Source organism: Azoarcus taiwanensis, assembly GCF_012910885.1.
GTDB classification, from domain to species: Bacteria; Pseudomonadota; Gammaproteobacteria; order Burkholderiales; family Rhodocyclaceae; genus Azoarcus_F; species Azoarcus_F taiwanensis.
Genome location: NZ_WTVM01000001.1, coordinates 60,356 through 73,875, shown reverse-complemented (window position 1 = coordinate 73,875; position 13,520 = coordinate 60,356). Strand labels below are relative to the sequence as shown.

Below are 13,520 nucleotides of genomic sequence, written 5' to 3'. Positions count from 1 at the left end.
GAGTGCCCGTGTTGCAGCGATCTCTGGCCCATCGGCGTCAGGGGGTACGGCTCAGTCCCTGAGTTCGGCCGGGATGTTCACGCCCTTCTCGTCGTAGTAACGGACGGCGCCTTCGTGGAACGGCAGGAAGCCGTTGTTGCCGACGTTCTCGAGCAGGGTTGCGCGCGCTGCGGCGTGGATCTGGACCATGCGGTCATTGTTTTCCATGACCAGCTTGGTGACCTCGTAAGCCAGGCTCGCCGGCATATCCTTGTGAGCGACTGCGAAGTTCCACATCGCGACCGAGTTCTGGTTGTCCGGCTGCACAGTGTAGGTGCCGCCCGGGATGGTGAAGTTGGACACTTCCGGGAAAGCCTCGAGGATCTTCGCATGCTCGTCGTCGTTGAAAGCGAAGGTCACCACGTCGGCTTCGGCAGCCAGTTGAGAGAAGGCGCCGATCGGCAGGCCGGCGGCGAAGCAGAAGGCGTCGATCAGGCCGTCCTTGAGCTGGCTGGCCGCATCGGCTGCGCCACTGTTCGACACGCGGGCATTGACGCCGAGGCTGTCGAAGAAGCGCGGCCAGTAGGTGCCAGGGGTGCCGCCAGCGGGGCCGACGCTTACACGCTTGCCGGCGATGTCGCCCACGTTGTCGATGCCGGAAGCGCGCATCGCGACGCACTGGAATGGGGTTTCGTACATCGGGAACAGCGCGCGCACGTCGGTGTGCGGCAGGCCCGGGGCGAGTTCGCTCTTGCCGGTCCAGGCTTCGTACATCGGGCCCATGGTGACCAGGCCGATATCGTGTTCCTTCATCTGCACCAGGGTCACGTTCTGAACCGGGCCGCCGGTCACTTCGCCGCTGGCGTTGATGCCGAGGGATTCGCCGATGAAACCGGCCAGGCCGTTGCCGTAGACGAAGTAGACACCACCCTGGCTCGCGGTGCCAACGGTGAGGTCGCGTGGCCAGCCGGTGCGATCCTGCGCAAACGAGGCGCCTGCGCTTACCAGCGCGGCGCCGGTGACGACTGCTGCGATCGTTTTGACGATACCTTTCATACCTGTCTCCTGGTCAAGTTGATTACCCGAATGGCACGACTGATTCGCGCCCTGCAAGGGTGGGGTAGCCGGGCAGCCTGGTCGGTACAGGCGACGGTTATGCGTTTGGGAGTGGACAGATGGGCGCGGCATCGAATCGAACTACGACCAGCGCTCTTTCATGTCTCCTCCGTGTGCGCACTTTGCCGTGCGTTCTACCTGGAGGCTGCTGACAGCTCAGGACGTAGATTAGTCGTCGACCTTGCTGGCGGCTATTGTGGATTGTCCGTAGGTCGCGATCGCGTTCGGGCCTCTCCCGGGCCGGAAAGGTGGACCAGAGGGGATCGGCCGGCGCTCAGGCGTTCTTGCCTTTCTGCCACAACACGTCGCCACGACCGCCGGCGCGATTGAGCACCCGGCCGAGCACGAAGAGCAGATCGGAAAGGCGGTTCAGATATTGGCGGGGGCCGTCGTTGACCGCCTCTTCCAGTGCGAGCGCGACCAGTGATCGTTCGGCGCGACGGCAGACGGTGCGCGCATGGTGGGTAATGGCCGCGGCGCGAGTGCCGCCCGGCAGGATGAAGTCCTTGAGCGGTTCGAGATCCTCGTTGAATCGATCGAGCTCGGTCTCGAGATGACTGACTTGCTTGTCGGTGATCATGCTCATGCCGGGAATGCAGACCTCGCCACCCAGATCAAAGAGATCGTGCTGCACGTTGGTGAGCAGCCCGCGGACGTCCTCGGGCAGTTCTTCGGTCAGCAGCAGGCCAATGACCGCATTGACCTCATCGACTTCGCCCAGCGCATGGATGCGGAGACTGTTCTTCGAAACCCGCTTGCCATCACCGAGGCCGGTGGTGCCGGCATCGCCGGTGCGGGTATAGATCTTCGATAGTCTGTTGCCCATGAATCATGTCTCCTGTACAGGGTTACCTTGGCGCGGCCCGATCAAGCCGCATGCTAAACTTTCCGCTTCACCGGCAAGGCCGGTTCCGACGAATTTCCGAATCCGAGTATCCATGAAAAGCGCTGAGATCCGCCAGAAGTTCCTCGAGTTCTTCGAGTCCAAGGGCCATCAGGCCGTCGCTTCGAGTTCGCTCGTACCGCATGACGACCCGACCCTGCTGTTCACCAACGCGGGCATGAATCAGTTCAAGGACGTCTTTCTCGGGTTCGACAAGCGGCCTTATTCGCGGGCGGCCACAGCGCAAAAGTGCGTGCGCGCAGGAGGCAAACACAACGATCTCGAAAACGTCGGCTATACCGCCCGACACCATACCTTTTTCGAGATGCTCGGCAACTTCTCCTTCGGCGACTATTTCAAGCGCGACGCGATCGCGTACGCTTGGGAGTTGCTGACCGAGGTCTACAAGCTGCCCAAGGACAAGCTCTGGGTCACGGTCTATGCCGAGGACGAGGAGGCCTACGGCATCTGGACCGGCGAGATCGGCGTGCCGGTCGAGCGCGTGATCCGCATCGGCGACAACAAGGGTGCGCGCTACGCGTCCGACAACTTCTGGATGATGGGCGACACCGGGCCCTGCGGTCCCTGCACCGAGGTGTTCTTCGATCACGGCCCCGAGATCTGGGGTGGGCCACCGGGGAGCCCGGAAGAGGACGGCGACCGCTACATCGAGATCTGGAACGTGGTGTTCATGCAGTTCAACCGTGATGAGCAGGGTGTCATGCATCCGCTGCCCAAGCCGAGCGTGGACACCGGCATGGGGCTCGAGCGCGTCGCCGCGGTGCTGCAGGGTGTGCATTCGAACTACGAGATCGATCTGTTTCAGAATCTCATTCGCGCAGCAGCCCGCGAGACGGCGTGTGACGATCTCGACAGCCCCAGCCTGCGCGTGATCGCGGACCATATCCGCGCCTGTTCCTTCCTGGTGGCAGATGGCGTGATTCCCGGCAACGAAGGCCGTGGCTACGTGCTGCGCCGGATCATCCGTCGCGCGATTCGTCACGGCTGGAAGCTCGGCGCCCGTGCGCCATTCTTCCACCGCCTGGTCGCCGACCTTGCTGGCGAGATGGGTGCCGCGTATCCGCAATTGGTGCAGGAGCAGTCCCGCATCGTCGGTGTGCTGCGCCAGGAAGAGGAGCGCTTCTTCGCCACGATCGAAAACGGCATGGACATTCTCGAGGCCGAACTGGCCGCGATGGCGCAGCGCGGCGACGCGACCTTCAGCGGCGAAACCGCCTTCAAGCTGCACGACACTTTCGGCTTTCCGCTCGATCTCACGGCGGACGTCTGTCGCGAACGCGAGGTGCAGGTCGATGCCGCGGCCTTCGACACCGCGATGACGCGCCAGCGTGAGCAGGCGCGTGCCGCCGGCAAGTTCAGGATGGCGGTCAATCTCGAGTACGAAGGTCCCGAGACCGCGTTCGAGGGCTACGATCGCCTGGAAACCAGGGCAAACATCCTCGCCCTGTATCGCGACGGCAGCCCGGTCAATGAACTCGCCGAAGGCGAGCTCGGCGTGGTGGTGCTGGATCACACGCCTTTCTACGCAGAGTCCGGCGGCCAGGTCGGCGACTGCGGTCAGCTGCGCGGCGGCAACGGCATCTTCCAGGTCGAGGACACGCAGAAGATCCAGGCAGCGGTGTTCGGTCACCACGGCGTGGTCAAGACCGGCACGCTCGCCGTCGGCCAGGCGGTGCAGGCCCGGGTCGATACCGACGCACGTGCGGCCACCATGCGCAACCATTCGGTGACCCACATCATGCACAAGGCCTTGCGTGAGGTGCTCGGCGCCCATGTGCAGCAGAAGGGCTCGCTGGTCGATCCGGACAAGACGCGTTTCGACTTCACCCACAACGCGCCGATGAGCGCCGAAGAGATCCGTGAGGTCGAGGAGCTGGTCAACGCCGAGATTCTCGCCAACTCGGCGACCCGCGCCGAGACCATGTCGATGGAAGCCGCGCAGAAAACCGGCGCGATGATGTTGTTCGGCGAAAAATACGGTGACGAAGTCCGGGTGCTGAGCATCGGCAGCTCCACCGAATTGTGTGGTGGCACCCATGTGGCGCGCACCGGAGACATCGGACTGTTCAAAATCGTGACCGAAGGCGGCGTGGCGGCCGGAGTGCGTCGTGTCGAGGCGGTCACCGGCGCCAACGCGCTGCGCTATCTGCAGGAGCAGGAGCGGCGGGTGCAGGGGATGTCTGCCCTATTGAAGGTGCAGCCCGACGATGTCGCCGAGCGGGTCGCCGGCATTCTCGACAACGTGCGCAGCCTCGAGAAGGAGATTGCTCGCCTGAAGAGCAAGCTGGCGAGCAGTCAGGGCGACGAGTTGTCCGCTGCGGCGAAGGACGTCAAGGGTTGCAAGGTGCTCGCGGTTACGCTCGAGGGCGCCGACGTGCCGGCGATGCGAGAGACCATGGACAAACTGCGCGACAAGCTCGGATCGGCTGCGGTCGTGCTGGCGTCGGTCAAGGATGGCCGTGTCACGCTGATCGCAGGGGTTACCGCCGATCTGACCGCCAAGGTCAAGGCCGGCGAGCTGGTCAATTTGGTCGCACAGCAGGTTGGAGGCAAGGGGGGTGGTCGTCCCGACATGGCCCAGGCCGGGGGCAACGATCCGTCGGCACTGCCGGCGGCGCTGGACAGCGTCGCGGACTGGGTGGCGGCCAGGCTTTAACCTAGAAACCTCAGTTGACCGCTCTCCGTGATCATGTATGCCTTACAGAGCCTGAGATACACAGCTTCGGCAACGCTCACCCAATGGGTGAATTCGCTACGTGCCCGATTGCACGCCTGGTGCGCCGCCTGGCTGCGTTGCTCCTCCTTGCAGGGAACAACCATGCCGCGTCGTCGCGCCTTGCCAGACGACGCACCAGACGCACACTCGAACACGTCCAACTGAGGTTTCTAGGTTTAAGAGACTCGCAGTCACCAAAAGAATCAGGGCGCCCAACTGGCGCCCTGATTTCGTTCCGGACTCTGCGTGCTGCCGGGCGCGTTCAGAACGGCATCGACAGCCCGGGCCAGATCTTGTCGATCGCAGCGCGGAAGTCCTGCTGGATGCGTGCCAGCGCAGCTTCGCTGTCCGCCTCGAAACGCAGTACCACCACCGGCGTGGTGTTGGAGGCACGGGCAAGACCGAAGCCGTCCGGGTATTCGACTCGCACGCCGTCGATGGTGATGACCTCGCGCGCGCCGTCGAAGCGGGCTTCTTCCCTGAGCTTGCGGACGAGCTCGAAGGGTTCGCCCTCGTTCATCGCGATGTTGAGTTCGGGCGTGCTGATCGCGTCCGGCAGCGCCTCGAGCACCGCAGACGGGTCGGCGTGGCGTGACAGGATCTCGAGCAGGCGGGCGGCGGTGTAGAGGCCGTCGTCGAAGCCGAACCAGCGCTCCTTGAAGAACACATGGCCGCTCATCTCGCCGGCCAGCGGTGCCCCGGTTTCCTTGAGTTTGGTCTTGACCAACGCGTGACCGGTATTCCACATCGTCGGCTTGCCGCCGTGCTCGCGGATCCAGGTGGCGAGATTACGGGTGCATTTGACGTCGTAGATGATCTCGCCGCCGGGCACCCGCGAGAGCACGTCGGCCGCGAACAGCATCAGCTGGCGATCGGGAAAGATGATCGCACCGCCCTTGGTGACCACGCCGAGGCGGTCGCCGTCGCCGTCGAACGCCAGACCCAGCTCGGCATCCGTCTCACGCAGGCGGGCGATCACGTCCTGCAGGTTCTCCGGGCGCGACGGGTCGGGGTGATGGTTGGGAAAGCGGCCATCGACCTCGCAGAACAGATCGACGGTCTCGCAACCGAGCGCCTGAAGCAGTCGCGGCGCAATTCCGCCGGCGACCCCGTTGCCGCAATCGACGACGACCTTCATCGGGCGCGCAAGCTTCACGTCGTCGATGATACGGGCTACATAGGCATCGGTGACCGAGGCGGTGCGCAATGAGCCCGTGCCGTGGGTCAGGTCGTTGTCGACGATGCGGCGCCTCAGGTCGCGAATCATGTCCCCGTAGAGCGTCTGGCCGCCGAGCACCATCTTCAGGCCGTTGTAGTCCGGCGGGTTGTGGCTGCCGGTGACGCTCACGCAGGACTGGGTGCCCAGTTCGTGGGCGGCGAAGTAGGTCAGCGGCGTCGGCACGCAGCCGATGTCGACCACATCCACGCCCGCAGCCCGGATGCCGTCGGCGAGCGCACCGGCCAATGCCGGCCCCGACAGCCGGCCGTCCCGCCCGACCGCGATCTCGGCTTGCCCGCGTGCGCGCGCCTCGGAGCCGAGCGCGTGGCCGATGCGGCGTACCGCGTCAGCGGTCAGCGTCTTGTCCACGATGCCGCGAATGTCGTAAGCCTTGAAGATCTCGGGCGCCGGTGCATCCTGTGTGACGGTGTCGTTCATGCTTTCATCATCATGTTCAGGTCGGGGCTGGATTATCTCAGATACAGAGCACTCCCGCAGTCCGCTTATCGCTGGCGGTCGAAGTGCGCCAGCAGGCGCTGAGGGAGCCATTCCAGCGAGCCCGGCCAGTTTCCGTGGAGAAAGCCGACGTGGCCACCGCGCGGCGGGCATTCGAAGCCCACGCCGGGGCCGAGATCCCTGGCCGTCGGCAGCGCATCCAAGGGTACGAACGGGTCGTTGGCGGCGTTCAGCAACAGGGTAGGGAGTCGGATCCCGCCGAGCGCGGGTTTGGCAGACGCCCGTCGCCAGTAGTCGAAAACGTCCGCAAAGCCGTGTGCTGGCGCGGTGTAGGCATCGTCGAAGTCCTGCAGGCTGGCGGCCCGACGGATGCGGTCTCGGTCGAAGTGGCCGGGGAAGCGCTCCGCCTTCTCCAGTGCCTTCGGGATCAGCGTCTGCAGGAAATGCCGGGTGTAAATCCGGTTCAGGCCTTGCCCCAGGTTCAGGCCAGAGAGAGTGAGATCCAGCGGTGGGCAAACCGCAGCCGCGGCATCGAGGTGTTGCTGCGCGGCCGTCTCCTGCTCACCAAGCCATTTCAGGAGGGCGTTGCCGCCGAGCGATACACCGACCGCGAACAAGGGAGCATCGCAGGCGTTGAGCCGCATCCAGGCCAAGGCCCAGTCGATCTCATGGCTGTCACCCGAGTGGTAGGCGCGCGACAGGCGGTTGGGCGAGCCGGAGCAGCCCCGAAAATGAAACACTGCCCCTTTCCAGCGCCGCGCGGCGACTGCCCGCATCAGGCTGCGCGCGTAATGCGACCGGCTGGAGCCCTCGAGGCCGTGAAACAGAAGCACGAGCGGCGCGTCGTCATCGCTGGGGGTATCCAGCCAGTCGATGTCGACGAAGTCGCCGTCAGGTGTGTCTATACGCTGCCGGCGATAGGGGGGTGTCACACCTTTGCGAGTCAGCGGATACAGCGTTTCGGCATGTCCGCCGGGGAGCCACCATGGCGCACGGTAAGCATTCACGGTATTTGACGCATGGTTTGTGCTGGCAAGGGCGCATAAAACAGAAGGCACCCGTCGGGGTGCCTTCTGCATGCCTGTCTCAGTGATGACCCTTCGGGCGCTCGCCGGTGAAGACGTAGCGCGTGCTGCAATAGGGGCAGGTCACGTCGCCGGTCTTCAGTACATCGAGATAGACCTTCGGGTGACGCGCCCACAGCGGCGCGCCGGGTTGTGGGCAGGCGAGCGGCAGGTCGGCCTTGGTGACCGCCACGGTGATGTCCTTGTCGACGGTTTCGCTCATGACGGCAATCCTCAAACGAATGCAAGCCAGCTTTCGTACTCCGGCGCACGACCATTGACGATGTCGAAGAAGCGCGCCTGGATCTTCTCGGTGATCGGGCCACGGCGACCCTCGCCGATGGTCCGGTTGTCGAGTTCGCGGATCGGGGTGACCTCGGCTGCGGTGCCGGTGAAGAAGGCTTCGTCGGCGATGTAGATGTCGTCACGGGTGAGTCGTTTGGACTGAACCTCGAGGCCGAACTCGGTGGCGACGCGGATCACCGAATCGCGAGTGATGCCGGTCAGCGCCGAGGCGATCTCGGGCTCGTAGATCTTGCCGTCCTTGATCACGAAGAGGTTCTCGCCGGCACCCTCGGCAACGAAACCCTGGGTGTCGAGCAGCAGGGCCTCGTCGTAACCTTCGCGTGTGACTTCGAGGTTGGCGAGGATGGAGTTGGGGTAGGTGCCAGCCATCTTGGCCCGCGGCATGGTCACGTTCACGTGATGGCGCGCGTAGGAGGAGGTCTTTACCCGGATCCCCTTCTCAAGACCCTCTTCGCCCAGATAGGCACCCCAGGGCCAGGCTGCAACGGCGACATGGACCTTGGAGTCGCGCGTGGAGATACCCATCTTCTCCGAGCCGTAGAAGGCGATCGGGCGCAGGTAGCAGGATTCGAGCTTGTTCGCCCGCACGACCTCAAGCTGGGCGTCCATCAACTCCTGTTTGGAGTAGGGGATGTCCATCATGTAAATCTTGCCCGAGTTGATCAGGCGCTGGGTGTGCTCGGCCAGACGGAATATGGCAGTGCCCTTGACCGTGTTGTAGGCGCGGACACCTTCGAAGACCGCGAGGCCGTAGTGCAGAGAGTGGGTCAGCACGTGCGTGGTCGCTTCGCGCCACGGGACGAGCTTGCCGTCGTACCAGATGAAACCGTCGCGATCGGCCATGGACATGGTGAAATCTCCGTCGAATTTGAGGTGAAGGTCCCAGGCGCATCCTGGCGCCAGATAGCCGAGTAGTTTAGCGCAAACTGCGCGCGGCCGGATCCATCGCTTGCGCGCTACGTTCAGCGGCGTGGACGGTAATGGATATGCGGCTCGGCGTGCGGATGGCTGTGGGTGTGGGTGTCGGCGCTGCGTTCGACGCCGATGAGGTTGAGGCTGCCATGATGGACGCCACTCTGTGTGATCACGGCGTCGGCAAAACGCCGCACGCTGTCGGTCGGGCCGCGAAGGATCGCGCATTCGATGCAGTGGTCGTGGTCCAGATGCGCGTGCAGGGTGGAGACGGTCAGGTCGTGGTGGTCATGATGGAGCTCTGTGAGCCGGTCACCCAGGTCGCGTTGATGGTGATTGAACAGGTAGCTCAAGGCTGCGACACACTGTTCGTGTGACGGCTTGCGCAAGCGCGCGGTCTCGATCTCGTGACGCAGCAGGTCGCGTACCGCTTCTGAGCGACTGCGGTAGCCGCGTTCGGCGATCAAGGCGTCGAACGCTTCCGCCAGTTCCGGCTCAAGAGAAATCGTGATCCGCTCCATGCGTGCCAACTCCAAGGGTGCTCTTCGCGCGAGCTTAGCACGCGGAAAACCGCGCCGCATGTCGCGACTGGGCGCGCGCCGTGCGCTGGAAACCGCGTTGGCAGGGATGTCCGGATTGTGGAAACCAGCTTGCCGCGTGCGTGTGCCAGAGCCGACAAGGAGCGTGCGTGCACACAGGGTTTCAAGGGAGCGTCGTGACTGGCACGGAAATTGTTATGAACTTTTTCGGGATTGTTCATAACATTGAGATCCGCCCCGCATCATCGATGCGACGAGGTGGCTCGGAGGAGGGTCTTCAAAGTGCCTGCATCGAATATGCCGCACCGACTGGCGCTGGCCTGTCTGTTGTCGGGGGCCACCGCCGCGCAGGCCCAGAGTCTGCCGGCGCTTGGCGAGGTGGTCATCACCGCGACCCGCACGCGGAGTTACAAGTCGAATCCGAAGCGCCGGCAAGCTGAGAGGTGAGGCTCAGGATGATCACGCAAATAGTCCATACGCCGCGCTTCCCCACAACATGCGCTTTTCTCTGTTCCGGAGTTGTCCAGATGATGCAATCGCTATTCACGGTATCGCTCAGTGCATTCCGTGACCGTGCTTTTCCGTGGGCAGCAGCCTTGTGTGTGTCCGTGCTCGGCATGTCCTCGGCGGTCCTGGCCGATCAGCTCCGATTTCAGGCCAGCGGTGAGGATCTGGCCACAGGCGGATTCGTGGCGCCGCGTCTTACCAAGGATGGCTGGGCGCTGAGCTTTTCCCACATCCAGGTTACGCTTGGCGATGTCGTCGCCCATCAGGCGAGCCCGGCGTTCGAGCCGCAGGCTGGAGGCGAAATCACCGGTCAGGCGCAGGTGGCTTTGCCTGGCGTGGTGACGATTGACCTGGTGACTCAGGCTGATGGTGATGACATGGTCACTTTGGCGGAGTTGCCTGCACCTGCCGGGCACTACAATGCCCTGGCGTGGAGCATGCTGCCCGCACCTGATGGCAAGCATGCCGGTGATAGCCTGGTCCTTATCGGCGAGGCGGAGAAGGATGGCACGCGCGTGGCGTTTCATATTGCCAGTCGCGATGCCGTTCATCACCGATGCGGTGAATACGTTGGTCACGAGCGCAAGGGCTTCGTGACCGCTGGTGCGCCTGGCGAGGTCGAGATCACCCTGCACCTTGATCATCTTTTTGGTCGTGCCGACAAGGCGGCCGATGATCCAATGAACGTGGACGCACTTGGCTTTGCGCCTTTTGCTGGCGGCGGTGAGCGTCAGACGTTCAGCCTCAACGGCCTGCATCTTGGCCATGTGGGCGAGGGCCACTGCGCAGTGGCCCTGGTTGATGACTGAGTCGGGTTTGATGTGGGCCGTTGGCGCGCGCCGGGTTCTGATCACCGGCGCCGCGGCTGCCGTGTGTGCTGCGACCGGGCAGGCGTTTGCGCATGCGGCCTATATTCAGTTGTCGCCTGCGCGTGGCGTCGAGGTTCGGGCGGCCTATGACAGCGGCGAGCCGATGGTCAGCGCGCAGGTACGTATCTACGCGCCTGATGCGCCCGCCCGAGTGTGGCTCCAGGGGCTGACTGACGAGTCGGGCGTGTACCGCTTCGTACCTGACCCGGCAATTGACGGTGCGTGGGCGGTGCAGGTCCGTCAGGCCGGTCATGGAGCGATGGGCGAGATTCGTCTCGAACCCACCAGTGTTCCCGCTGCCGAAGCGGCGCTGCCTTTATCGACTTCGGCGACTGGGCCTGATCCGCTGCAGAAGGCGCTGATGGCCGCCGCCATAATCTGGGGCTTCATCGGCACCGCCCTGTACTTCAAACGGCCGCGTTGATCATGCATCTGCCTGACGGGATCGTGCCCTTGCCGCTTGCGCTTGCTGGCTATGTCGCCAGCGGTCTGATCGCCTGGGCATGCCTGCGTCGCATTGAGCGGAAGCCTGATCCGCGCCGCGAACTGCCGCGCGCCGCCATGCTCACAGCAGCCTTCTTTATAGCGTCGCTGATCTACCTGCCGCTGCCACCGGTAAGCGTGCATCTGGTTCTCAATGGGCTGCTGGGTGCCGTGCTGGGTTGGTTTGCATTTCCCGCCATTCTGGTCGGCCTGTTGCTGCAGGCCGTGATGTTCGGCCATGGCGGCATCACAACGCTGGGTCTGAATGGTTTGATCTTCGGCCTGCCAGCGCTCGCCAGCTATGCGGTGTTTGTGCTGGGGCGCAAGCTCAGTCGAAGTCCGCGCAGCGATGCTCTGTTCGGGTTTGTTGCCGGCGCTTTTGCGGTGGCGGCTTCTGCGCTGCTGTTTGTTCTGTTGCTGTTATGGCAGATGCCGGCGGAGCTCGATTCTGCGCTTGAGCAACAGGCACTGCGGGTTTTCGTCATTGCTCATGTGCCGGTGATGTTGCTGGAGGGGTTGGTGACCGCTACGCTCGTCGCCCTGTTCGTGCGCATTGACCCCGCTCTGCTGGTGCGGGTATGAGCCGGTTGGGGATACAGGCGTTCGTGCCACAGTCGACCGGATCAAGCGCGGTGTTGTCGCGTCGCGACCCCAGGGTCCGGATCGTGCTGCTGTTGCTGCACGCCTTCGCGTTCGCTGCCGTGTCCCAAGTCGCGTTGCTGCCTGTGCTGGTTCTTATTGCCGCTGGTGTCTATGGGCTATCGGGGCTCGCATGGGGGGCTCTGTTGCGGCGCTTGCGCGTGGCGGTCTTGCTGATCGGCCTGCTGGTGATTTTGCTCCCCTTCGTCAGTGGGTCCAGTGTTCTCATGCAAGTGGGGCCAGTTGCGCTATACCGCGAAGGCGTCGAGGCTGCCGCATTGATCGGGGTGCGTTTTCTGGCCATTTTCACGGTGGCGAATGCCTTGCTCGGTTGCGGTGCGCTGTTTGATCATCTGCGTGCCCTGAGAGCACTCGGTGTGCCGGTCTTGATGACCGATCTGGCGATGCTGGTGGTGCGCTACATCGAAGTCGCCCACCACGATCTGCACCAGATGCACCTGGCGATGCAGGTGCGCGGAGGCAAGGGTCATCGTGGCGGGGCGGTGCTGTCGCTTCTGTCCCGAGTGCGTGAGCATGCCTGGCTGATCGCCGCCTTGTTGCTACGCAGTCATGAGCGATCCGAGCGAGTCTACAGCGCGATGCAAGCGCGGGGCTACGGTGCCCGAGGTCTATCCGTACGCATGCCGCCCCTGAACGTCGCGGATCTGGTTTTCCTGATGAGTGGCGGGGCTTTGGCCGCGTTGGTTTTCATCCTTGAGTGGCATACAACATGAGCGTGGCGCTCGCCATTGATGACCTCTGCCTCGCCTATCAGGACCGGGCAGAGGTGCTCACTGACCTCAGTCTGCGAATCGCCAGTGGTGAGCGGGTCGCGCTGGTTGGCCCCAACGGTGCAGGCAAGAGCAGTCTGTTTCTGGCGATTGCGGGCATCCTCAAGCCTGTGTCCGGGCGAATCAATCTTTTTGGCAACGAGGTGAAGCCGGGCGCTTTTCATCCTGATGTGGGCCTGATCTTCCAGCAAGCGGATGACCAATTGTTTTGCCCGACGGTTGAAGACGATGTGGCTTTTGGGCCGCGTAACCTGGGTCTTGACGCCGATGCAGTCGCCGAACGGGTAGCCTCGTCCTTGGCAGTCGTGGGTGCCAGCGAGTTGGCTCAGCGTCCGGTGCACCATCTTTCGGGCGGTGAAAAACGGATTGTGTGCATCGCGGGTGCGCTCGCTCTGCAACCTCGATTGTTGCTGTGTGACGAACCGACCAGCGGACTGGATCTCCGCAACCGTCGTTGCTTGATCAGATTGCTGCAATCCGCACAACAGGCCATGCTGATTGCCTCTCACGACCTCGAGTTTCTACTGGAGGTCTGTGACCGTGCGCTGCTACTGGATGCAGGCAGGATGGTCGCCAACGGTCAGGTGGCGGCAGTGTTCGGTGATGTGGCCCTGATGGAAGCGCATGGGCAGGAGCGTCCCCATTCACTTCACCCGCACCACGTCCGGCATCATCAGCATCCGCGTTCCGACGCCTAGAGTCAGTCAGATCAGGACCCGCGATGTTGTTCTCGCGGCGCGACGGCGTTGTCCACGCTGGCAAGCCACTAGCGCGGGGTGAAAGCGGTAAGACTCTTTGCAGTCGAAGTGTGCCATGCCATCTGCAAGCGACATGACCTCTTGTTGTCTGGAAGCGGGTTTGTCGTTTTGAGTGGCAGGTGCATACTTTGTTTGCAGTCAAAGCCTGCGCCGCAGCCTCGCAAACGGGGTTCTGCGGATCAGTGCCGCGTGGCACGCTTCCTGCAGACGGAGAACGATGATGTTTACGCGCCTCAGCCTCCCTCCCTGTTCCTGTCTTGAG

At 63.4% G+C, this 13,520-nt stretch carries 14 protein-coding genes; 7 read left to right on the top strand and 7 right to left on the bottom strand.

What is annotated here, in order from left to right; translation table 11 throughout:
- Positions 1-51 precede the first annotated feature (51 nt).
- Both GPA21_RS00345 and GPA21_RS00340 read right to left on the bottom strand, forming a co-directional pair.
- Positions 52-1,035 (bottom strand): TAXI family TRAP transporter solute-binding subunit, encoded by a 984-nt coding sequence (locus GPA21_RS00345; protein WP_168986216.1) that lies wholly within the window; start codon positions 1,033-1,035, stop codon positions 52-54.
- Positions 1,036-1,369: 334 nt separating this feature from the next.
- Positions 1,370-1,921, bottom strand: coding sequence for a cob(I)yrinic acid a,c-diamide adenosyltransferase (locus GPA21_RS00340; protein ID WP_168986215.1), 552 nt, complete (start codon positions 1,919-1,921; stop codon positions 1,370-1,372).
- Positions 1,922-2,033: 112 nt separating this feature from the next.
- Here GPA21_RS00340 and alaS point away from each other — a divergent pair, with 112 nt between their 5' ends.
- Positions 2,034-4,655 (top strand): alanine--tRNA ligase, encoded by a 2,622-nt coding sequence (alaS, locus tag GPA21_RS00335; RefSeq protein ID WP_168986214.1) that lies wholly within the window; start codon positions 2,034-2,036, stop codon positions 4,653-4,655.
- A gap of 322 nt (positions 4,656-4,977) precedes the next feature.
- On the opposite strand, the gene GPA21_RS00330 is transcribed toward alaS, so the two are convergent.
- The 5 genes from GPA21_RS00330 to nikR form a co-directional block, all read right to left on the bottom strand.
- Positions 4,978-6,372, bottom strand: coding sequence for a phosphomannomutase/phosphoglucomutase (locus GPA21_RS00330; RefSeq protein ID WP_168986213.1), 1,395 nt, complete (start codon positions 6,370-6,372; stop codon positions 4,978-4,980).
- A gap of 65 nt (positions 6,373-6,437) precedes the next feature.
- Complete coding sequence (locus GPA21_RS00325) at positions 6,438-7,397, bottom strand: hydrolase (RefSeq protein WP_339379825.1); 960 nt, start codon at positions 7,395-7,397, stop codon at positions 6,438-6,440.
- 79 nt (positions 7,398-7,476) lie between these two features.
- A complete protein-coding gene (locus GPA21_RS00320; RefSeq protein ID WP_168986211.1) occupies positions 7,477-7,677 on the bottom strand; it encodes a zinc-finger domain-containing protein in 201 nt (66 codons plus the stop codon).
- 11 nt (positions 7,678-7,688) lie between these two features.
- Complete coding sequence (locus GPA21_RS00315; RefSeq protein WP_168986210.1) at positions 7,689-8,609, bottom strand: branched-chain amino acid transaminase; 921 nt, start codon at positions 8,607-8,609, stop codon at positions 7,689-7,691.
- A 113-nt stretch (positions 8,610-8,722) separates the two neighbouring features.
- Positions 8,723-9,193, bottom strand: a complete 471-nt coding sequence (gene nikR, locus GPA21_RS00310; RefSeq protein ID WP_168986209.1) for a nickel-responsive transcriptional regulator NikR — start codon at positions 9,191-9,193, stop codon at positions 8,723-8,725.
- 300 nt (positions 9,194-9,493) lie between these two features.
- On the opposite strand from nikR, the gene GPA21_RS00305 reads away from it, so the two are divergent.
- From GPA21_RS00305 to GPA21_RS00280, 6 genes are all read left to right on the top strand, one after another.
- Positions 9,494-9,658: a hypothetical protein gene (locus tag GPA21_RS00305; RefSeq protein WP_168986208.1), complete on the top strand. Its 165-nt coding sequence runs from the start codon at positions 9,494-9,496 to the stop codon at positions 9,656-9,658.
- Positions 9,659-9,738: 80 nt separating this feature from the next.
- Entirely contained in the window at positions 9,739-10,527 is a 789-nt protein-coding gene (locus tag GPA21_RS00300) for a hypothetical protein (RefSeq protein ID WP_211163348.1), read from the top strand.
- Complete coding sequence (locus GPA21_RS00295; protein WP_211163347.1) at positions 10,520-11,011, top strand: hypothetical protein; 492 nt, start codon at positions 10,520-10,522, stop codon at positions 11,009-11,011. Before GPA21_RS00300 ends, GPA21_RS00295 begins: the two co-directional genes overlap by 8 nt.
- A gap of 2 nt (positions 11,012-11,013) precedes the next feature.
- A complete protein-coding gene (gene cbiM / locus GPA21_RS00290; protein ID WP_168986206.1) occupies positions 11,014-11,652 on the top strand; it encodes a cobalt transporter CbiM in 639 nt (212 codons plus the stop codon).
- Positions 11,653-11,675: 23 nt separating this feature from the next.
- The gene (locus GPA21_RS00285; protein WP_211163346.1) at positions 11,676-12,443 is read left to right on the top strand and encodes an energy-coupling factor transporter transmembrane component T family protein; all 768 of its coding nucleotides are present in this window, start codon (positions 11,676-11,678) and stop codon (positions 12,441-12,443) included.
- Positions 12,440-13,198, top strand: coding sequence for an energy-coupling factor ABC transporter ATP-binding protein (locus GPA21_RS00280; RefSeq protein ID WP_168986204.1), 759 nt, complete (start codon positions 12,440-12,442; stop codon positions 13,196-13,198). The genes GPA21_RS00285 and GPA21_RS00280 overlap by 4 nt, the downstream gene beginning before the upstream one ends.
- Positions 13,199-13,520: the final 322 nt, after the last annotated feature.